We start from the raw sequence: 21535 nt of genomic DNA, 5'->3' as shown, positions 1-21535 counted from the left end.
CGAAGCCGCCAACAGCAGAGAAAAAATTCTTCGGAGGAGGCTTCGCCTCCCCCGAACCCCCGCCGCCCAAAAACACCTACCTTAGTAGTTCTGCTTCAGATACGCGCGCCATCCGGCATCAAACTCGGCAAAGCTCATCCCAAAGACGCTCTGCAAGGCACGGTCGTAGCGCTCTACACCCGTACCAGCGGTCTTGTTCATGGTTTCGGCCAACTCCCAGAACTTCTCCAGCCCACCTAGTTCGGTGTCTATGTAGGCCACCATTGCATAGGAGAGGCCGTAGGCCAACGAGACATCGCGCTCCAAGAGGTAGAGGTGGTCAAGATCCTGGGGGTTAGTGCTGCCTGAGGTGTCCAGAATCGGGATGATCTGGTTACTGGCAACTGCCGCGCTCACCTGCGAAGCGCGTGGGCTATCCGAGACATACTCGGCTAAGCCCTCGAACATCCAATCGCGCATGGTCGAGACGGGCATAAAGGCGCGCTCGTTGATCAGGTGGGTAAACTCGTGGGTGAGGGTCTCGCCGAGTTCGCCATCCCAACCCTTACTGGCATCGTAGTAGCCGAAGGCGAAGGAGTTAGGAGCGAAGATGACCATACGATCTTCGCGGGGCCGGTTACCAGAACGGTAGTAGGCGAGTGCCGATGCAGGTTGGGGTGGAGTGATACCGAAGATAGGACGAATATCTACGGTGGGCTTGAAATCAATCTCGCGGCCCAGCCGGGTGGTCACGATCTGGTAGGATTGCTCCATCAATTCCATAATGCGCGGGTTAATATCGTCGGCCCAAGCATAGGTGCGGTAGGTGAAGTGTTCACTCTCCAGTTTGATCGTCTCACCAAGCTGCTTGGCAGTTGGCTCAGAGAGCAGCCACGCGCCATCCACCTCGCGGAAGAGCCAGCCGTAGCGCTGCGAGCCAGACCCATCAATATGGGCGAGGACGAAGCCCAGATCGCGCTCTTCAATCGCGGTGACGCTGAACTGCCAGCCTCCGCCACCACCAAACATCGATTCCTGGTAGGTCGTGAAGCGCTCCTCAACCAAGCGCCGAAAGGGGGTATTGCTCTGATCCACCGTAGACTGGAGTAATGCCAGATCGTTACGGTTGTAAGCACGGGCATAGTCGTCGAGGGTGGCCTGAATCGCGGCCATGATCGTGGATTCATCGGGTGCGGCGGACGTGCTGGCGGCGGCACTGGTAGGTTCGCTGGTAGGCAGACTGGCCTGGGGTTGGTTACACCCGGCCAGTAGGGTGGCCGCCAAGCATGATGCGAGCATAATTCGGCGCATAGATTCTCCTGAGTGCGGGTACAATAGACCAATGCTTCTTCAATCTGATCGTACCACATGATGGATCTCGACACCCTCAACTGGCTCCAATCCCCACCTGGCCAAGCACTCTTGGCCGAACTTGCCGTGCGTCCCTTGGGCGAGGCGGATCTCTTGGGTGAGATCACCCGCTTGCGCCGCCACTTCGCCGCCGATCTGGTGCGCGCCGCAGTCGAGTTGGCTCGTCTGCGGCAGCGTGCGACAGCCAAGTTTCCGGCTGCCGAGCGTATGTTCTTTACCCGTGAGGCATTGGAACAATCGAGCGCGGCAGCAGTGGCGGCGCACCGCGCTACCCGCTTGGCTCCCGCTGGTCAGGTGGCCGACCTCTGCTGTGGGGTGGGTGGCGATGCGCTGGCACTTGCGGCTGGTGGTGCCGAGGTGCAGGCAGTGGATCGTGATCCGCTACGCTTGGCGATGGTGGCTGCGAATGCCACCGCCTTGGGGCTGGCCGAGCGCGTGCATCCCCTCCAACGCGATCTGCTCGCGGAACCCCCGCCTGCGGCGGCGGCGCTCTTCTGCGACCCCGGACGCCGCGCTGATGGTCGCCGCCGCTTTGCTGTCGAGGAGTATGAGCCACCCCTCAGCCATATTCTTAGTTGGCAACGCCAGACCCCGGCGCTGGCGGTGAAGTTGGCTCCAGGGGTGGATCTGGCTGCGCTGCCGAGTATGGCCGAAGTCGAGTTTGTCTCGTTGCATGGCGAGTTGAAGGAGGCGCTGCTCTGGTGTGGCCCGTTGGCGCAGGTGGCGCGGCGGGCGACGTTGTTGGATGGCACGGGCCATACTGCCATGCTGGTGCAACCCAGCCCCCCAACGTTCCCCCCGGCGATCAGCCCACCGCTCGCGTATCTCTACGAGCCTGACCCGGCGGTGATCCGGGCGGGGCTGGTTGCCGATCTGGCGGTGCAGATGGGGGCCGCCCAACTCGACCCGCAGATCGCCTATCTGACGGCGGCGCATCTTCAGCCGACGCCCTTCGCCCGTGCATGGCCCATCCACTCCTGGCAGCCCTTCAACCTTAAACGCCTGCGCGCCAGCCTGCGCGAACTCGCAGCGGGCGCGGTCACGGTCAAGAAGCGTGGTTCGCCCTTAGATACCGACACGCTGGCGCGCCAACTCAGTGGCGATGGCCCCAATCCGCTGGTGGTGGTGTTGACTCGCCACTATAATGCACCGATCATGCTCATCTGTGGCCCACCGATTGCGTTTCCGTCCCTCATCCATAAGGAGTCCCGCTAATGCCAAACAACAAATTCGCCTTCTTTAATGGTCAGATCGTGCCGATTGAGCAGGCCCAAGTGAGTGTCATGACCCATGCGCTCAATTATGGGACGGGTTGTTTCGAGGGTATTCGCGCCTATTGGAATGCCGAGGAGGAGCAACTCTTCGTCTTCAAGCTGCGCGAGCATATGGAGCGGCTGCATCGTTCGTGCCGCATCCTATATATGCAGTTGCCCTACAGTGTTGATGAGTTGTGCCAGATCACGCTTGATCTGCTGCGCCAAGAGGGCTTCCGCGAGGATGTCTATATTCGTCCGCTGGTCTACAAGAGTGACCCGCTGATCGCGGTGCGGCTGAACGATACCGCCGATAGCTTCACCCTGTGGGCGGTGGGTTTCGGGCAGTATCTTGATAGTAGCGCCCTCAAGGTGTGTGTCTCTTCGTGGCGGCGGATTGAGGACAATATCATCCCCTCGCGGGCCAAGGTGTCGGGAGCCTACATCAACTCGGCGCTCGCCAAGACCGAGGCGTTGTTGAATGGCTACGATGAGGCGATTGTACTCGGCTCGGACGGCCATGTCTCCGAGGCAAGCGCCGCAAACCTCTTCCTGGTGCGGAATGGGACACTGATCACCCCGCCGGTCACCAGTGATGTGCTAGAGGGCATTACGCGCCAGGTCGTGTCACAACTGGCCCAGGAGCGCCTTGGCCTGCATGTGGTCGAGCGTGCCATTGATCGCACCGAGCTCTATATTGCCGATGAGGTCTTTTTCTGCGGTACTGGGGCCGAGGTGAAGCCGATCATCGAGATTGATCACCGCAAGGTGGGGACGGGCGTGGCTGGCCCGCTGGCACCCATGCTGGCTCAACTCTACCGCGAGGTGGTGCATGGCAAGGTGGCGGCCTACCGCAAGTGGTGTACGCCGGTATACTAGCTTCCGGGAAGCTTGGAGCTACGCCCCAAACTCCAACTTTTGCTGTTGTTTGGCGGCTGCGCCGCCAAACAACAGCAAAAAAGATCTTTGGGGGCAGCGCAGCCGCCCCCGAACCCCCACCGGAGCTAAAACGGAACATCATCGTCGCTATCAATCGGCTGGGGCTGGTTGCGCCCCGGCGGACGGCTGGGGGTACGCCCGCTGCTGGGTGGCGGCGGTGGAGGTGCGCTGCGCCGCGCCGGGGGTGGCCCCTCTGCTGGCTCGTCGTAGGATTCGTCAACATCAGGGGCCGCACCACGCTCGTTGCGGCTGGAGAGAATGATCATGTCCTGCGCGATCACCTCGGTCGTGTAGCGCTCTATCCCCTCGCGGTCGTTCCACTTGCGGGTTTGTAGGCGTCCCTCAATATAGACCCGCGTGCCTTTATTCAAATACTGATTGCAGATCTCGCCGAGTTTGTCCCAGGCAACTACGCGGAACCACTCGGTGTCGTCATGCTTGTTGCCGTCCCGATCCTTCCAGGTACGCCCGCTCGCAACGCGGAAGTTGGTTACGGCGCTGCCCTGCTCGGTGTAGCGCATCTCAGGATCTGCACCGAGATACCCGGTTAGTTGTACCTTGTTTAGGTCCTTGGACATGGGTTTCCTCCCCGTTTGTGTGGTTTACTCATAAAACCAGTTCTAAGAACTGGTGTTCGCATTGTATCATACCCAATTGGCTGCGTCAAGTTCAGGATAGCCCGTAACTGTTCACACTTGGGGTAAAGGAAGCTTCTGATTGACGCAAAGGCGCAAAGACGCAAAGGTTTTGTTGCAGGCTTTGCGCCTTGGCGTCTTTGCGTCAAAATCGGAATGCTAGGAGAACTGTGAACAGTTACGATAGCCCAATATCAAACCCTGCCGCCAAGTCGCGCCGCGAGTAGCGCCGGAAGGCGAGGACGGTCTTGGTTTCAGTAACCCCTGCGATCTGGGCAATGCCACTGGGCACGGATTGGTCGAGTGAATCGTAGTCGCTCAACCGCAAGAGGGCGATAATGTCAAATTCGCCCGTCACCGAGTAGACTTCGGCGACGTTGGGGAGTTCGGCGATGGCCTGGGCAACTTCGCTGATGCGCCGCGATTCACATGCGATCAGCACGAATGCGGTGAGCATAGGATCTCCTCTCTGCTTGGTGACAGGATGGGTATTATAGCATTGTACCGCTAGAACGGTTCCGGTGGGCGCACGCGCCAGATCATCGGCGCGATCCAGATCCAGGCCGTATTCACCACTACCACCGCGCCCATGACCAACACCGCGAGGCGTCCTAGCCAGCCGCGTCGCCACAGGGCCGCACTGCTGATTGCCGTCCCCACGGCGATGATCCAGGCTAGGAACATGAGCCAGCGCGGGCTGTTGGTGGCCAGGGTGATGAAGGGCATCACCGCAAAGCAGATCGCCACGATCAGGCTGCCGAACATCATGGCCAACACCACACCTTCGCGGCTGAGGTGCGCGCCGAGCCGGGTGCGTTGGGCCAGCATGCCTACCCCTACCATCCCCAACGGGATGGGGAAGATGCCGAAGTGGGTGATCAGCCCTGCCCGCCACAGGTTCTCCCACATGGCGGCGCGGCTGGCCGGGGCGCGGTTGGCGACGGCGCTCATGCCGCTTTCGCGGGCGATCTCTAGCTGGTTGAGGAACATGGGGATGTAGGCGCTGTAGAAGAAGATCCCCGCGAAGAGAACCGCGCCACCAAGGGCGAGGCTGAGCGGCCAGCGTACCGCCCGCGCCCATGCCACCCCGCGCCAGCTCTGCACCCATGTCGCGGCCATCAGCATGGCCACCAAGAGTGTGGTGTTGATCAGGAACCCAAAATGGCCGAGGAAGACGAGGCTGAGTAGCCCAAAGATGGCTAGAATCCAGCGTAGCCGTTGCGCGTGGTCATCGCCCTGCCACGCCTCAACAGCCCAGCAGAGTGCCGCGATGCAGAGTAGGTGGAAGAATTGGCTGTAGATGTGGGTGTCAAACGACCACCAAGTGGTCATGAAGGTGGCGGCGGTGAAGACGTAGGTGGCGGATGCGAGCAGCGCGGTTGGACCGCGTGTCACCCGGCTGGCAATCGCGTAGATCAGTATTGCACTCAGCGCATCCACAAGTGCGGCCCCGATTTGCAGCACGCTACTGGGGGCGAGACCCACGAGGGTGAAGGGGGCCACGATCAGGTAGGGGCCGGGTGGGTAGGGGAAGTCAACGCCCCGGTTTTTGGAGAGAATATAGATCAGTCCGTTGGCGGCTTCGGTGAAGCGGTTGACATGAAAGTTGATGTCGCCATGCATGGCGTTGGGGTAGAGCCGCCCGCCGTAGCGCATCGCAAAGGCAATCACGGCGAAGCTGACCAGCCAACCCAGGTTGTTCGCGGTCAGTGGCACGCCAAACCGGCTGGCCAGTGGCGCAACGCCAGCGTGCAGGATGATCGCCAACGGGTAGGCCAGCGCACTGGCGATCAGCGCCGCGTTGGCTCCCGCCGCCCAGTGTGGGCGGTCGAGCAGCGCTACAATGCCCACCAGCACCCCGATTCCGGCATACAGACTCACCTGCTGCCACGTCGGCACCGCCGACCCTAAGGCGTGGCGCAACGCCAGCCACAGGCAGAGCATGGCCCCCAACCAACCCAGGCTCGCAGCCCAGTCGGGGCTGACGAATCCCGCCCCAGCCACACTGCGTATGACCACATGCTCTACCGGAACCCCCAGATGGCGCGGGTCGCCCGCCGGGGTGAAGGTGGCACTGCGTAGACTGAGACTGAGGTGGCCGTTGCTGGGTGCGGGGATGAGCAGGTGTTGGCGTGATCCGCTGGGGCGCACTGGCAGATCAACCAGATGGACATCATTGGCGAAGATGGCGATCTGGTGCGGGCCAAGCGCTAGGATCTCAGGACTTATGCCGAGGATGCGGATCTCGATACTGAGGCTGCGGCGGCCCACCCCAGCCATCTCGATGCGTGAGTCGGCCTGTGTCCAGCGATAATCGCCGTAACTGCTCGCTTCACCCGCGTTAAAGCCCTGCACAAAGGGTAGATCGCTGCCCACCCCTTCGGGGTAGCCAGCATTGATCGGGTAATTCAGAGGCAAGTGTGGGGTGATCAGGAAGATGATCAGCAGGCTGAGGAGGCCGATCCAGAGCGCGGGATGGATGACTCCCCGCAACGCTGCACCAAGGGTGAACTGTTCACGATGGGATGAAACGGGTTGCCCTCTCACGAGTTCACACTTCTCCTACGGGGCACATGGTAGGGGCGAAGCATCGCCCGCCAACCGCGTTCGGGTTCCCCTGCTCCATCAAGGGCGATGCTTCGCCCCTACGGAATGATTGGGGAACCCGACCATGATGGGGTTTCCTTGTCTTAGGGCATCCGGTTATTCCACGTCCGCAGGCAGATCACCCTCACCGACGAGGTCGTCATCCGCATCGCCGCCGCTGAGCAACTCTTCAAGCCGCGCCCGCAGTTTCTCCGCACCATCATCCTCAGCCACAGGCGGGGTGACGCTAATCCCCAGCAACGACTCGGCGCGTTCCACGTTGTTGGGTTGCTGTTCGGATACTGCTGGCCCGCTCTCCATCATGCGCGCCATCTCATCCACCAACTCGTCGCGCCCGCGCTCAGTACGCTTCTCGATCCCAGTACCGGCTGGGATGAGCTTACCGATGACCACGTTCTCCTTCAGGCCACGCAGGTAGTCCACCTTGCCGGTGATCGCCGCATCGGTGAGCACGCGGGTAGTCTCTTGGAACGAGGCCGCCGACAAGAAGCTGTCGGTGTTGAGCGACGCCTTGGTGATCCCCAGCAGTACGGTGGCGGCAGTTGCCGGCTCACCACCCTGGCTGACAACGTCGTTGTTGAGGCGACGGAACTCGGCGGCTTCGATCAACTCGCCCGGCAACAGCCCGGTGTCACCTGGCTCCTCGATCCGCACGCGGCGCAACATCTGGCGCACAATCACTTCGACGTGCTTGTCGTTGATGTTCACACCTTGCGAACGGTAAACCTTCTGGGCTTCGTTGACGAGGTAACGCTGCACCGCTTCGCGACCCTGAAGATCGAGCAGTTCCTGTGGGTTGGCGCTCCCATCGGTGAGCTGCTGACCCGCCACGACCCGTGCGCCATTCTCCACCCGCATGCGGGCGGTGTGCGGCACAACGAGTTCGCGCTCCTCGCGATCCTCCTGGCTGATCACGATGCGGTCGCCATAGATGTAGGCACGCCCGGAGAGACGCGCAATGATCGGTGGCTGCGGGTTGTCGGCGTTGTTGCTCTCGGCGATCACCTGACCCTCAGCCACATCGCTCTCGTTGTCAACCAGCGCGATGAAGTCCTTAGGCAACGTGTATTCATCGGTGTAGACCTCCGAGGCCACGATCTTGATCGTGCGCACGCCATCGTCATCCTTGACGACCTGCGCCACACCATCAATTTCGGCCAGCAACGACTTGCCCTTGGGCACCCGTGCCTCGAAGATCTCCTGCACACGCGGCAGACCCTGGGTGATGTCGTCGGCAGATGCCACACCACCGGTGTGGAAGGTGCGCAGCGTGAGCTGCGTACCCGGCTCACCGATGGACTGGGCCGCGACGATACCACACGCCTCGCCAATGTCCACCAACTTGCCGGTAGCAAGGCTGCGCCCGTAGCAGAGGCGGCAGATGCCATGCTCGGATTGGCAGGTCAGGGTAGAACGCACATAGACCGACTCGATCTTATGCTGATCAATCTTGTTGGCAATGTCATCGTCAATCTCGACATTGCGATCCGCAATCAGTTCGCCGGTCTCTTTGTCGTAGATCGGAGCGGCCAAAAAGCGCCCGACCATACGCACAGACAAGCGCTCCATCAGCTCGTCGCTATCTGCGGCGTGCAACCAGACCCCATCCTCAGTTCCACAATCCTCGATAGTGACGATCACATCCTGGGCCACGTCCACCAGACGCCGGGTGAGATACCCAGCTTCGGCGGTACGTAGCGCGGTATCGGCCAGACCCTTACGTCCACCGTGGGTAGAGACGAAGTAGTCGAGCACCGAGAGCCCTTCGCGGAAGTTGGCCTTGATCGGCTGCTCAATAATCCGCCCGGTGGGGTCGGACATGAGGCCGCGCATACCCGACATCTGCGAGATCTGGTTGATGTTACCACGGGCACCGGAGGTGGACATCATCGCCACCGGGCCGAACTGGTTCATGTTCTCCTTCACCGCAACGATGGTGAGTTTGGTGGCTTCCTGCCAGATACGCACAACCTCTTGGTAGCGCTCCTCTTCGGTGATCAGACCGCGCCGGAACTGCTTCTCGACATCGAAAACTTGGGCTTCGGCATTGCTGACGATCTCGTACTTGGCTTGTGGCACTTCGATATCGTTGATACCGATGGTCATACCACCATAGGTGGCGTTCTTGAAGCCAAGTGCCTTGATCTTATCCGCCTGTTGCGCCGTCTTCTCCGAGCCATAGATGCGCACCAATTCAATCTCGTTCTTGTAGGGCCACATGGCGCGCAGTTCGGCCAGATCCTCCTGGCTCACATTCTTGAGGTTGGTATAGTACTGGTAGCAGTCGGCGATGATCTCGCGCAGCCCCTTCTTATCAATCACGCGGTTGCGGTAGCGCAAGGGCGGCAGGAGCTCATTGTTGAGCAACACGCGCCCAATCGTCGTCTCGATCAGCATGCGCGGGGTGCCGTCTTCTGCCGGGCTAAGAACGCGCACATTCTCGGCGCGATCATTCTTGCCCTGGGGGTATCCTTCCATCCGAATCCAGATCGGAGCTTGAATAGCCACCAGACCCTTATCGTAGGCCAGCATGGCCTCATCAACATTGGTGAACTTCTTGCCACTCCCCAGTGCCCCATCGCGCACCTGCGAGATGTAGTAGCAACCCAACACGATGTCCTGCGACGGCGTAATGATCGGGTCACCGTGGGCCGGGCTGAGCAGGTTGTACTTACTCAGCATGCGCGTGCGAGCCTCTTCCTGGGCCTTGCGCGAGAGCGGTACGTGAACAGCCATCTGGTCGCCGTCGAAGTCGGCGTTGAAGGCGGCGCAGACGAGCGGGTGCAACTGAATGGCCGAGCCTTCGATCAGTTTGGCCTCGAACGCCTGGATGGAGAGGCGGTGCAGCGACGGGGCGCGGTTGAGCAGCACGAGGTAATCCTTGATCACCTCTTCCAGCACGTCCCACACCTCTGGGCGCACGCGCTCGACAATCCGCTTGGCGCTCTTGATGTTGTGGGCAAAGCCCTTCTCCACCAAACGGCGCATCACAAACGGCTTGAAGAGCTCCAGTGCCATCTTCTTGGGCAGACCGCACTGGTGCAACTGGAGGTTCGGGCCAACCACGATCACCGAGCGGCCCGAATAGTCCACGCGCTTACCGAGCAGGTTCTGGCGGAAGCGGCCCTGCTTACCCTTGAGCATGTCGCTCAGGCTCTTCAGACGATGCTTGCCCTTGCCCGATACCGCCCGTCCGCGCCGCCCGTTATCAATCAGGGCGTCCACGGCCTCTTGGAGCATGCGCTTCTCGTTACGCACGATGATTTCGGGCGCATTCAGCTCCATCAGCCGCTTGAGGCGGTTGTTGCGGTTGATCACGCGGCGGTAGAGATCGTTGAGGTCGCTGGTTGCAAAACGGCCACCGTCCAACTGCACCATCGGGCGCAGGTCAGGCGGAATGACCGGCAACACGGTCATGATCATCCACTCCGGCTTGTTGCCGCTCTTGCGGAAGCTCTCGACCACGCGCAAGCGTTTGGTGGCCTTCTTGCGCCGCTGGCCCTGGGTGGTCTGGACTTCAGCATTCAGATCCTCAGCCAGCTTGTCCAGGTCTACCTGACGCACGATCAGTTCGCGCACCGCGCCCGCACCCATATCGGCGCGGAAGACACCGGGGGCGAGATCGCGCAACTGGCGATACTCCATCTCAGAGAGGATGCGGCACGGCTTGAGACCATCAAGATGATCGAGCTTCTCCTTCTCCTCACGCACCAGGGTGTCCAGTTCGCGCTGGAGGCGCTCCTGCAACTTCTCCTGCTCCTGGGTCGCCTCGGCGGCCTTGCGCTCGCGCTCGGCATCGGTGAGCAACTCGGCATCCGACATATCGCGGGTGCGGCGAGCATCCAGAGTGTCCAGTTCCTGATCGAGCATCTCGTCGAGCTGATCGAGGGTGCGCTCGCTGATCACCTCGCCCTCTTCCACCAGGGTGGTGTTGCGGAAGGTGATGTCCTCATCGGTGACGAGGTTGGTCATCTCCTCCAGACGCTCGCGCAGGCGTTCGGCCTCGTTCGCGATCTCCTCGCGCAAGCGGCGGTAGTCCTCCTCAATGCGGCGCTGGGTGCTGACCTGGGCATTCTCCATGCCACCCAGATCCTGGGTGAGTTGGGTGCTCAGCTCGATGCGCTTATCTTCGGCCTGGCGCTGGATGTTCTCACGCTTCTTGGCATAATCTTCCTGAAGCATCTCGCGCGCCACAACCCGCAACTCCTCCTTCACCTCGACAATGACATACGAGGCAAAGTAGAGCACCCGCTCCAAGTTACGCGGGCTAATGTCGAGCAGCAGACCCAAGCGGCTGGGGGTGCCCTTCACAAACCAGATGTGCGACACCGGCGAAGCCAGGGTGATGTGGCCCATACGGTCGCGCCGTACCTTAGCGCGGGTAACTTCAACCCCACACTTGTCACACACCACACCCTTATAGCGTACCCGCTTGTACTTCCCGCAGTAGCACTCCCAATCCTTCGTGGGTCCAAATATTCGCTCACAGAACAATCCGTCACGCTCAGGTTTCAAGGTGCGGTAGTTGATCGTCTCTGGCTTCGTCACTTCGCCGTGCGACCAGCCGCGAATATCCTCTGGGGAGGCCAAGCTAATCCGGATTGCGTTGAAGTCGTTGATCTCAAGCATGGGGGTTCACTCCTGTGGCGGCAGATACGCGTGAAACTGCACCCGCATCTCCTCTGTGATTGTGCCACGCTCAGGGCGTTTTTTCGGCTGCCAGTCTAAAAAGGTAGCTGCAATGGCAGCCTTACGGTCAAGGGCTAAACCTGGATGCTCAACATAGAGCCAAGCCGCCAGACACTTTGCCCGTATCGTGCTCCACTTGATATACCAAAGCGAACGGTTGGCTACCACGTTTGGCGCGGGGATGCCGGTCTGTTCTGCTATTGCTACGGCCATATCTGCCAGAAGTTGGTACGAACCTGAGTAGATATGGAGAACTGGCCGATCACCATTCCATGAAAGTGTGCCATCACCATCAACAAAGCCACGCACAAAGTGGACGAGAAGATGGTTGGGTAGAACAGGAAAGCCGATTACGTTGGATTTGTTCGGCATTCCACCGAGTGATATGAGATCGTTATAGAGATCTCGGTTGCAAAATTCAATATGGTAGCAATCGCCCTTGGCGGACACCTTCCGAAAACTACAACTTCCACCGATCACCTGGGCCATTGTGAGCAAATGGTCGCGATCAATACTGGCAATTTCAACTATATGCGCTCCGTTATCGCTGCGGTGGCGCATATATCCATCCGCCCACCAGTACCCTAGCACATAGGCCATCTCCGGCGACCAAACCCGAAAGAAGTCTATCGGACGTGCAGTGCGAGGCATGATCGTTCTCCAGTAGAACATATATACTGGAGAAGATAGTACCTGTTTTCGGATTGTCTGTCAAGGGGAGAGCGTAGCTCTCCCCCGACATTGCCCCTAGAACTCGCCGCGCTCCATCCCACTCAGGTTGATGCCGTCGAGGGCGGCCATGTCGCCATCCGCATCGTCGGATAGCTCCACCGGCTTCTCGTCTTCGCTGAGGACTTCGACACTTAGACCAAGCGACTGAAGTTCCTTGATCAGCACCTTGAAGCTTTCGGGCACACCCGCTTCCTGGATCGGCTCGCCCTTCACAATCGCCTCGTAGGTCTTGACACGCCCCACCACATCGTCCGATTTGACGGTGAGCATCTCTTGGAGGATGTAGGCAGCACCGTAGGCTTCGAGTGCCCACACTTCCATCTCACCGAAGCGCTGGCCACCGAACTGAGCCTTACCACCCAACGGCTGCTGGGTCACGAGGCTGTAGGGGCCAGTCGAACGGGCATGGATCTTGTCTTCCACCAAGTGAGCCAGCTTGAGCATGTAGGCATAGCCGACCGTGACCGGGTGGTGGAAGGGGATGCCCGTGCGCCCATCATAGAGCGTCACTTTGCCGTCGGCGGGCAGGCCCGAGTCGATCAGCATCTGCTTGATCTGCTTCTCGTCGGCGCCGTCGAAGACGGGCGTGGCCACTCGGTAGCCCAGCCGCGCCGCTGCCCAACCCAGGTGAGTCTCCAAGATCTGGCCGATGTTCATACGCGAAGGCACACCAATCGGGTTGAGGATGATGTCCACCGGGCGACCATCGGGCAGGAACGGCATGTCCTCGATGGGCAGTACCCGCGAGACCACACCCTTGTTGCCGTGGCGACCGGCCATCTTATCGCCGGGGCTGATCTTGCGCTTCTGGCAGAGCAGCACGCGCACGGTCTGATTGACCCCGACGGGCAGTTCGGCCCCTTCGCTGCGCGAGAAGACCTTGACATCAATCACCTTACCGCGCACACCGTTGGGGACGCGCAGCGAACTATCCTTGACCTCACGTGCCTTCTCACCAAAGATCGCCCGCAACAGGCGCTCCTCAGCGGTCAGGTCGGTTTCGCCCTTGGGGGTAATCTTACCCACCAGGATATCGTTGGGCTGTACCTCGGCACCGACATAGATAATGCCGTGCTCATCCAGGTTGCGCAAGCTATCCTGGCCGACGTTGGGGATGTCGCGGGTGATCTCTTCGGGGCCGAGCTTGGTATCGCGAGCCTCAACCTCATACTTCTCGATATGGATCGAGGTGAAGATATCTTCGCGCACGAGGCGCTCCGAGACCAGGATGGCGTCCTCGAAGTTGCCACCTTCCCAGGGCATATAGGCGACAAGGATGTTCTGACCGAGCGCGAGTTCACCAAAATCGGTGCTGGAGCTATCCGCGATCACCTCACCGGTTTCAACCCGCTGACCACGTAACACATTGGGGCGCTGGTTGATGCAGGTATCCTGGTTACTGCGCATAAACTTACGCAGCGGATACTCGCGCTCCGTCCCATCGTCCTCCTCGACCACAATACGCTCACCCGTGGCACTCAGCACCGTACCGGGCTTGCGGACCACCACCACCTGACCGCTGTCGCGGGCGGCGCGGAACTCCATCCCGGTGCCAACAATCGGCGCGTCGGGGCGGAGGAGCGGCACAGCTTGGCGCTGCATGTTGGAACCCATCAGGGCACGGTTGGCATCGTCATGCTCAAGGAAGGGGATCAGTGCCGTCGAGACACTCACCACCTGCTTGGGCGAGACATCCATATAATCCACGCGGTCAATCCGCTCGCTGACGAAATCCTCACCGAAGCGGCAGGCCACCACATTGCTGATAAAGCGGTTATGCTCATCAATCTCAGCATTGGCCTGCACAACCACAAAGCGGTCTTCTTCATCAGCGCTGAGGTAATCCACCTCTTGCGAGACAATCGGGCGGATCTTGATCGTCTTGATCGGCATCTCAACGATACGCTCGGCCAGATTGCGGTTGATCTCGGTCTCGGCCTCGGCAATCGTCTCACCCGTATTGGGATCAACAATATCCTCGCGCAAGATCTGGCCACGCAGCAAGCCAATCGCAATCCGCTTGCTGATCGCCTGATCCACACGGGTACCCTTAGCCGCAATCAGATCGCCGGTACGCAAGTCGCGCACATCGCGCAGCAGAATACCCTTCTCCAACCAGACCGGCGCATTCTCGACCGTGTTATAGACCTTGCGGTAGGGCGTCTCAAGGAAGCCCATCTCATTGACCCGCGAGAAGGTAGACATCGTACCGATCAGACCGATGTTCGGGCCTTCCGGCGTCTCGACCGGGCAGATACGCCCATAGTGCGAGTGGTGAACGTCGCGCACCTCGAAACCGGCGCGGTCACGCGAGAGACCACCAGGCCCGAGGGCGGAGAGACGGCGCTTGTTAGTCAACTCAGCCAGCGGGTTGGTCTGATCCATGAACTGGCTCAACTGCGAACCGCCGAAGAACTCGCGCATCGCGGCCACCACTGGGCGAATATTGATCAACCCATTGGGGGTTGCGCCATCGGGATCTTGGAGCGACATACGCTCCTTGACGACGCGCTCCAGGCGCAGCAGACCGACGCGGAACTGCTGCTGGATCAGTTCGCCCACCGTGCGGACACGGCGGTTGCCGAGGTGGTCAATATCATCGGGGCGTCCGTGGCCATTATTGAGATGGATAATCTGCTCAACAATCTTAATGATGTCACGCGGCAGCAGCACACGCACATTCATACTGGGCGCATTGGAGACGCCATCGCGGCGGGCCTCGCGCTCCCAGAGATTCTTATTGAGCTTATAGCGCCCGACTTTCGCGAGGTCGTAGCGACGCGGGTTGAAGAGCAGCGACTCGAGTAGCGAGCGCGCATTCTCCAGCGTTGGCGGATCACCGGGGCGCAGGCGCTTGTAGAGTTCCATCAGCGCCTCTTTACTATTGCGTGCCGGGTCCTTATCGAGGGTAGCCTGGGTATAAGGATGCTCGTGAACCGTATCAACATGCTTGAGCACCTCGATCACGTGCTCATTATGCCCATGCTGATCGAGTTCATTATCGGGCACCCAGTGGCCCTCACCCGTCTCATCGGCCTGCCAGGCCAGAATAGCGCGGATCAGGATCGTGACCGGGATCTTACGCTTACGATCCACCTTCACACTCACCACATCGCGCTTATTGGTCTCAAACTCCAGCCACGCACCCCGGTTCGGGATGAGCTTCGCGGAGTGCAGCGAGCGCCCACTGGTTGGGTCCTTATCATCCTTAAAATAGACACCGGGCGAGCGGATGAGCTGCGAAACCACCACGCGCTCGGCGCCATTATAGATAAAGGTCCCGTTATCGGTCATTACGGGGAAATCGCCCAAGAAGAGTTCACTCTCCTTGATTTCACCCGTGGAAAGAATACGCAGTTCAACACTCACCCGCAGCGGTGCGGCATACGTCAAATCACGTTCGCGGCACTCAAACTCAGTAAAGCGTGGCTCACCGAAGACATACTCGCGGAAGTGGAGTTCCAGGTTCTTGCCGGTGAAGTCGGTGATGGGCGAGATCTCATCAAACAACTCGCGCAGGCCCTCGCGCTTAAACCAGTCGAAACTATTCACCTGGGTTTCGATCAGGCGTGGTACATCAATCGCATCATAAATGCGGGCGAAAGATCGGCGTTCGATGCGACTCTCACGGCGACCGCTCACGCCAGGATCGACAGGGGTGATCAGCGGCTGGAGCACGACACTCTCAATCAACGGGGGCATACTCACCTCTCCTCAGTCGTTGCGCCCTCAGCGAGCGACTACTCGTTGGCGCGTACAGGCTTCCGGCAGGCGGAAAACAGAAATCGCCGGTTCTCGGCACCAACCCATCATTGGGTGGCCATGGAACTGGCGGGAGGCGGAATGAAAACAAATATTCGTAAAAAAAGCGCCGAACGGCGCATAGCGAACAACAAATCTTGATCTAACTCGGTCAATAACCGATACTTCTTATAAGGTTGACACAAGGGTATGGCCACCTTAGTTTCTAGTAACTGCGAAAGAGGATATTAACACCTTTCAATCTTCTTGTCAAGTTTTTTGTGACCTTTTGACTTTTCCTGGGACTGAAGCCCCAAACCCCCACTAGTTACACTACCAGGGCATGTGCAAAGTCACCTCCGGTGGGGGTTCGGGGGCGGCGCAGCCGCCCCGCAGATATTTTTTGGTATGTTTTGGCGGCTTCGCCGCCAAAACATACCAAAAAATGGGGCTTGGGGCGTAGCCCCAAGAACTTTGCACATGCCCTAGTTACACTACGACTTCAGGTTGACCTTGCTCTATGGGCATGCTATACTTTCCCAGAATCCCGTATACGGGTAGAATCGGGCATTCAAAAGCCTTGAAAGCCCGCATAATTTCGCCCCCATCAATGAAAAGTGAGAAAGGTGGCGCCATGGCGCAGACACGTCTGGTGATCGCCGATGATGAGTCAATCATCCGCATGAATCTCAAGGAGACGCTGGTCGGTCTGGGCTACCTCGTGGTAGGTGAGGCAGGCGACGGCGTCAGCGTGATAAATCTGGCGCGGGAACTTCAGCCCGATCTGGTGCTGATGGACATCAAGATGCCCAAACTGGATGGCATCCAGGCGGCCAAGATTCTGACCGAAGAGAAGATCGCCCCGGTATTGTTGCTCACCGCCTACTCGGATCGTGAGTTGGTGGATCGGGCCAAAGAGGCCGGGGTGGTCAACTATGTCGTCAAACCATTCCGCGAAGCCGAGCTGCTCCCCGCCATCGAGATCGCCATGGCGCGCTACCAGGAATTCCTGGAGATGGACAAACAGATCTATGATCTGAAGGAGACCCTGGATACGCGCAAACTCGTAGAGCGCGCCAAGGGCATCCTGATGGACAGCCAGGGGCTAAAAGAGGCCGAAGCCTTCCGCAAGATCCAGCAACTCTCGATGAATACGCGCAAGTCCATGAAGGAGATTGCGCAGGCCATCCTGTTAGCCAACGAGATCTAATGCGCGATTCGGCGCCTCCGCCACCTCGTCTCCGCGCCGCGCTGCCGTATCTTCTCACGGCAGTTGCGGCGGTTTTCGTGAGCCTCCTGATCCAGATGACGCTGCTCCAACCTGCCCCGGCGCTCGTTCCCAGCCCCACCCCACTCCCGCTCCCCAGCCCCACACGGCTCGCGCCCACCCCGCAGCCGTCGCCGCTGCCCGCCGATGAGCGCGTGTTGCGTTTGGCGCTCCTCGATCTCGAAGCCGAGGATCGCCATCTGTGGAGCGCGATCTACCTCTTGCGTACCGCGAGCCAGATTGATGACGCCTTGCTCGCCGTGCAGACCAACGATCTGGAAGCGGCCCGGCGCGCACTACTCAATGCGCGGCGCTCGCTCGACCAAGCCTACGCGGTGAGTGGTGAGCCGCAGAAGGGGCCAATTGATACCTTCCGGCTCCAGATTGGTCAGATCCGTGATGATCTCTACCTGCGCCCGGAGGGGCTGGATCGTCGCCTGCGCCAGATGCGCCAACTCATTCTTAGTTTGGTGGATGCGGGGGGAATGTAGTGTAGGGGCGAAGCATCGCCTGCGGCTCCGCCACAGGGTTCGGTTGCTTATAGTGGGCGATGCTTCGCCCCTACGGCGTATTGCCCGTACCCAATCGGTCTGCTATCATGGCGGAAGATACCTCACGCTAGCCCTACCCCTGTTGGTAGCGGACATACAGTGGAAGGATTCGCGCAATGGCCCGTGTCTCAGTCAATATTAATGGCGAGCAGCGCACCTTCGCAATTCACAATCGTGCCCTGACCATCGGACGCCAGCTCGATAACGAGATTGTGTTGAACCATGCGATTGTTTCGCGTAAGCATGCCCAGATCGAATTGCGTGGACGACAGGCATGGATTATTGATCTGGAGAGCCGCAATGGCGTGACCGTCAACCGGCTGCGGGTGAAGGAGGAGCAGCTCAACGACGGTGATGTGGTTGGGGTGGGGCCGTTTGAGCTTCAGTTTGAGGATCGTGCTGCGCAGAGTGTGGTGCTCGATGATAGCCGCTATTTCCCGCTCGCCACCGAGGTGCGTGCGGTTAAGGGCCACGAGTTGCCACCTGAGGCGGTCAATCTTCAGGAGTTCTACTCCATCGCCATGCGTCTCAACCAGGTGGTTGATTTTCGTGAATTGCTCGATCTGGTGATGGAGGAGATCATGCGCGTGGTGCCCGCCCAGCGCGGCTTTCTGCTGCTGCGTAAGGGTGATGAACTGGTGCCACGGGTGGTTCTTCCTACGGGAACGGGTGATGTTGCGATATCGAGTACGATTGTGCGTAAGGCGTTAGAGGGTGGCGAGGCGGTTCTGACGAGTGATGCGCGGCTCGATTTTGCCGGCTCGGAGAGCATTATTAGTGCCAACATTCGCTCGGCGATCTGTGCCCCGTTGATGCTCCAACATAGTGCGATGGGTGTCATTCTGCTCGACTCGCCGGGGCGGGAGCAGTTCAATATCCGCGACCGCGATATGGTGACGGCGATTGCCAATCTGTCGGCAGTGGCGATTGAGCGTGCCCGCTTAACCGAAGAGTTGCGCCAGCAGGGCCAGTTGCGCCAGAACCTCGAACGCTTCCTCTCGCCCAATGTGGCCCAAGCCCTGGCGCGGTATGTCGCCCAACATGGCAAACTCTGGGAAGCGCAGGAACAGATCGTCTCGGTGCTCTTCGCCGATGTGAAGGGCTTTACATCGCTCTCGGAACGGCTCTCGCCGCGTGAGGTGCAGGATCTCCTCAACGAGTATCTGCATGAGATGACTGATGTGATCTTCCGCTACCACGGGACGGTAGACAAATATATCGGTGATGGTATCATGGCCGTGTTTGGTGCCCCGCGCCTGCCCGATGAGCCAGTTGATGACCAACACGCCATGCGCTCCGTCGCTGCGGCCATCGAGATGCAGGCCGCTCAGAAACGTTTGGTTAGTAAATGGGAACCGAGCAAAGCCTTCACGATCCGCATTGGGGTCAATACAGGCACTGCTTACACCGGCTTCTTTGGTACCCGCCACCGGCTGGAGTATACCGCCATCGGTGACACGGTGAATACCGCTTCGCGCCTCGAAAGCGCCGCTGAGCCGGGGAGTGTCTTTATTGGGGAAGACACCGCCGACATGGTGCGCTCCAGTTTTGATCTGCAAGAGATGGGCAAACTGCAACTCAAGGGCAAGCAACAATTGGTGAGTGCCTTCAAGGTGCTTGGGGCGAAGAAGTAACATGCCAACCGTTATTACTGTTCGTTTCAAAGATAGTGGCAAAACCTACTCCTTCGATCCGGGTGATCTGGAGGTGAGCCAAGGCGATTATGTGATCGTGGATACGGTGCGCGGCTTGGAGTTGGCGCGGGTGATCGCGGAGCGCCAGGAGGTTGCCGAGAGCGAGATCATTGGCGAGTTGAAGACGGTAGTACGGCGTGCCGATGCGAGTGATCTGGAGCGCCAACGCCTCCTTCAAGCCCGCCACGATGAGGTTCTGGCGCGTTGTGCCGAGAAGATCCGCGATCACGATCTGCCGATGAACTTGGTGAAGGCCGAGTACAGTTTTGATGGTTCGCGGCTGACGTTCTACTTCACAGCAGAAAAGCGGGTTGATTTCCGTATGTTGGTACGCGATCTTGCCCGTACCTTCAAGAGCCGGATTGAGTTGCGCCAGATTGGCCCGCGTGATGAGGCCAAGTTGTTGGGTGGGCTTGGCCCGTGTGGGCGGGTGCTCTGCTGTGCCTCGTTCCTGCCCGACTATGCGCGGGTGAGTATTAAGATGGCCAAGGATCAGGATCTGCCCCTCAACCCCAGTAAGATCTCCGGGGTGTGTGGGCGGCTGCTCTGTTGCCTCTCGTATGAACACGATCAGTATGTGGAGATGCGGGCCGAACTACCCCGCCGAGGTACCTGGGTGCAGACGGTTGATGGACCGGGTGAGGTGATCAGCCAGCATGTGTTGAAGCAGCAGTTGATTGTGCAACTGGCGGGCAGTGGGATGATCGAGACCTATGATGTGGGGAGTGTTGAAGTGGTGAATGCCCAAGAGGCAACCAGCGCCCGCTCACGTCAGAGTGATGCAGGCAGCACGCCAGTCAGCCCGCGCCCACGGCCAGATCGAGGTGAACGACGCAAGTTGCGTGATGAGATTGATCAGTATGAGATGGGTGAAGATCTGAGCATGCTGGAGGATGAGCCGAGTGAGTTGGATATGCTGATGAATCGCACAGCGAAGCCAACTCCCGAACCCCCACCCCAGCGCGAGGAGCGTCGCCCGCCGCGTCCTGCCCGTGAAACTCCGCGCCCCCCCCAGGCTGCCGACGAGCGCCCGGCCAATCCGCCACGCCGCCCACCACCGACGGCGTCGCCACCGGCGGCTGAGAACCAGCCACAGCAGCGCCGCCGTCGCCGTAAGCCAGGGTGAGGCGATAAGCGACTCGATTGAGGAAAGAAGGGATCTGACTATGGAGATCATCCCGGTTGATGATCATATTACGGCGATTGACCACAACTTGCTGGGGATGCCGGGAATTGGGGTGAGTTACCTCGTTCGTGGCGAGACCTGCGCACTTGTGGAGACGGGAACATCCCTCACCGTTCCACACACCTTGGCGGGGTTGGAGCGGCTGGGCGTGCGCCCCGAAGAGGTCGAGCATATTCTCTGTACCCATGTACATATGGATCATGCCGGAGGGGCGGGCTACCTCGCGGCGGCCTTGCCGCGTGCAACGGTCTATATCCACGGCAGTATGGTCGAGCATCTGGCCGAGCCGAGCCGCCTGATGAGTAGTGTGCGCCGGGCGGTCGGTGAAGAGGCATGGGTGCTACATGGCGATATGCTGCCGATTCCTATCGAACGGCTGCGCCCAGCCCAGGATCTACACTTGGATCTGGGGCGTGATGTCGTTCTGGAGGCCATTGCCACTCCCGGCCATTCGCCCGATCACCTCTCCTACTGGGAGCGCAAGAGCGGTGGCCTCTTTATTGGTGATGCAGCCGGGTTGGTGATGGATCGTTGGGGCATGGCCTTCCCGGTAACACCGGTGCCCACCTACGACCTCAAGTCGCACCGCGCAACCATCGCCATGCTCCAGACCTACGACATCCCACGTATCTATGTCACCCACCACGGGCCACATGATGACGTGGTGTTCCAACTTGCCCGTGCCCATGAACGCTTGGAGGAGCTCGTCGCGCTGGCGGAGGCCGCTTTAGCCGACGGCGATCCCGATGTGGAGGCATTGGCGGCGCACTATGTGCCCTATGAAGATGAGGGGCCGGTTGGCCCGATGGCGCGTAGTTGGAGCCGCATGAGTGTTGCCGGGATGCTGCGCTACCTATTGAAGCAGCGTTAATCAGAGAGTGACGGCCCCCC

14 protein-coding genes are annotated in these 21535 nt (G+C 59.7%); 7 read left to right on the top strand and 7 right to left on the bottom strand.

Annotated features, from left to right (window positions below):
- Nucleotides 1-81 precede the first annotated feature (81 nt).
- Complete coding sequence (locus tag EKD03_RS00405) at nt 82-1290, bottom strand: gluzincin family metallopeptidase (RefSeq protein ID WP_129626159.1); 1209 nt, start codon at nt 1288-1290, stop codon at nt 82-84.
- Between the two features lie 57 nt (nt 1291-1347).
- Between EKD03_RS00405 and EKD03_RS00400 the strand changes: the two genes are divergently transcribed.
- Both EKD03_RS00400 and EKD03_RS00395 read left to right on the top strand, forming a co-directional pair.
- The gene (locus tag EKD03_RS00400) at nt 1348-2565 is read left to right on the top strand and encodes a THUMP-like domain-containing protein (protein ID WP_238613243.1); all 1218 of its coding nucleotides are present in this window, start codon (nt 1348-1350) and stop codon (nt 2563-2565) included.
- On the top strand, nt 2565-3482 hold the full coding sequence (locus EKD03_RS00395) for a branched-chain amino acid transaminase (RefSeq protein WP_129626157.1): 918 nt from the start codon (nt 2565-2567) through the stop codon (nt 3480-3482). The genes EKD03_RS00400 and EKD03_RS00395 overlap by 1 nt, the downstream gene beginning before the upstream one ends.
- A 125-nt stretch (nt 3483-3607) precedes the next feature.
- Here the strand turns inward: EKD03_RS00395 and EKD03_RS00390 are convergent, their stop codons facing one another.
- The 6 genes from EKD03_RS00390 to rpoB all read right to left on the bottom strand — a co-directional run bounded on the left by EKD03_RS00390 (nt 3608) and on the right by rpoB (nt 15907).
- Nucleotides 3608-4120 (bottom strand): single-stranded DNA-binding protein, encoded by a 513-nt coding sequence (locus EKD03_RS00390; protein ID WP_129626155.1) that lies wholly within the window; start codon nt 4118-4120, stop codon nt 3608-3610.
- Between the two features lie 235 nt (nt 4121-4355).
- Nucleotides 4356-4634 (bottom strand): Lrp/AsnC family transcriptional regulator, encoded by a 279-nt coding sequence (locus EKD03_RS00385; protein WP_129626153.1) that lies wholly within the window; start codon nt 4632-4634, stop codon nt 4356-4358.
- Nucleotides 4635-4684: 50 nt separating this feature from the next.
- Nucleotides 4685-6724 carry a hypothetical protein gene (locus EKD03_RS00380; protein ID WP_129626151.1) on the bottom strand — a complete coding sequence of 680 codons (2040 nt, stop codon included), beginning with the start codon at nt 6722-6724 and terminating at the stop codon, nt 4685-4687.
- 156 nt (nt 6725-6880) lie between these two features.
- Complete coding sequence (locus EKD03_RS00375; protein WP_129626149.1) at nt 6881-11413, bottom strand: DNA-directed RNA polymerase subunit beta'; 4533 nt, start codon at nt 11411-11413, stop codon at nt 6881-6883.
- A gap of 6 nt (nt 11414-11419) precedes the next feature.
- Nucleotides 11420-12124, bottom strand: coding sequence for an LAGLIDADG family homing endonuclease (locus EKD03_RS00370; protein ID WP_238613242.1), 705 nt, complete (start codon nt 12122-12124; stop codon nt 11420-11422).
- Nucleotides 12125-12220: 96 nt separating this feature from the next.
- A complete protein-coding gene (gene rpoB, locus EKD03_RS00365) occupies nt 12221-15907 on the bottom strand; it encodes a DNA-directed RNA polymerase subunit beta (protein WP_129626145.1) in 3687 nt (1228 codons plus the stop codon).
- A gap of 673 nt (nt 15908-16580) precedes the next feature.
- Here rpoB and EKD03_RS00360 point away from each other — a divergent pair.
- The 5 genes from EKD03_RS00360 (at nt 16581) to EKD03_RS00340 (ending at nt 21515) form a co-directional block, all read left to right on the top strand.
- Nucleotides 16581-17156: an ANTAR domain-containing response regulator gene (locus EKD03_RS00360; RefSeq protein ID WP_129626143.1), complete on the top strand. Its 576-nt coding sequence runs from the start codon at nt 16581-16583 to the stop codon at nt 17154-17156.
- On the top strand, nt 17156-17704 hold the full coding sequence (locus EKD03_RS00355) for a hypothetical protein (RefSeq protein ID WP_238613241.1): 549 nt from the start codon (nt 17156-17158) through the stop codon (nt 17702-17704). Before EKD03_RS00360 ends, EKD03_RS00355 begins: the two co-directional genes overlap by 1 nt.
- Before the next feature lie 176 nt (nt 17705-17880).
- Nucleotides 17881-19398: an adenylate/guanylate cyclase domain-containing protein gene (locus EKD03_RS00350; protein ID WP_129626141.1), complete on the top strand. Its 1518-nt coding sequence runs from the start codon at nt 17881-17883 to the stop codon at nt 19396-19398.
- Nucleotide 19399: 1 nt separating this feature from the next.
- Nucleotides 19400-20584, top strand: coding sequence for a PSP1 domain-containing protein (locus tag EKD03_RS00345; protein WP_129626139.1), 1185 nt, complete (start codon nt 19400-19402; stop codon nt 20582-20584).
- Between the two features lie 40 nt (nt 20585-20624).
- Nucleotides 20625-21515 carry an MBL fold metallo-hydrolase gene (locus tag EKD03_RS00340; protein WP_129626137.1) on the top strand — a complete coding sequence of 297 codons (891 nt, stop codon included), beginning with the start codon at nt 20625-20627 and terminating at the stop codon, nt 21513-21515.
- The last annotated feature ends 20 nt before the right edge of the window (nt 21516-21535 follow it).

Origin of the sequence: Candidatus Oscillochloris fontis (assembly GCF_004138135.1) — a bacterium.
GTDB lineage: Bacteria > Chloroflexota > Chloroflexia > Chloroflexales > Chloroflexaceae > Oscillochloris > Oscillochloris fontis.
Note: the sequence above shows the minus strand (reverse complement) of the source record. Positions and strands in the feature narration are given on the sequence as shown.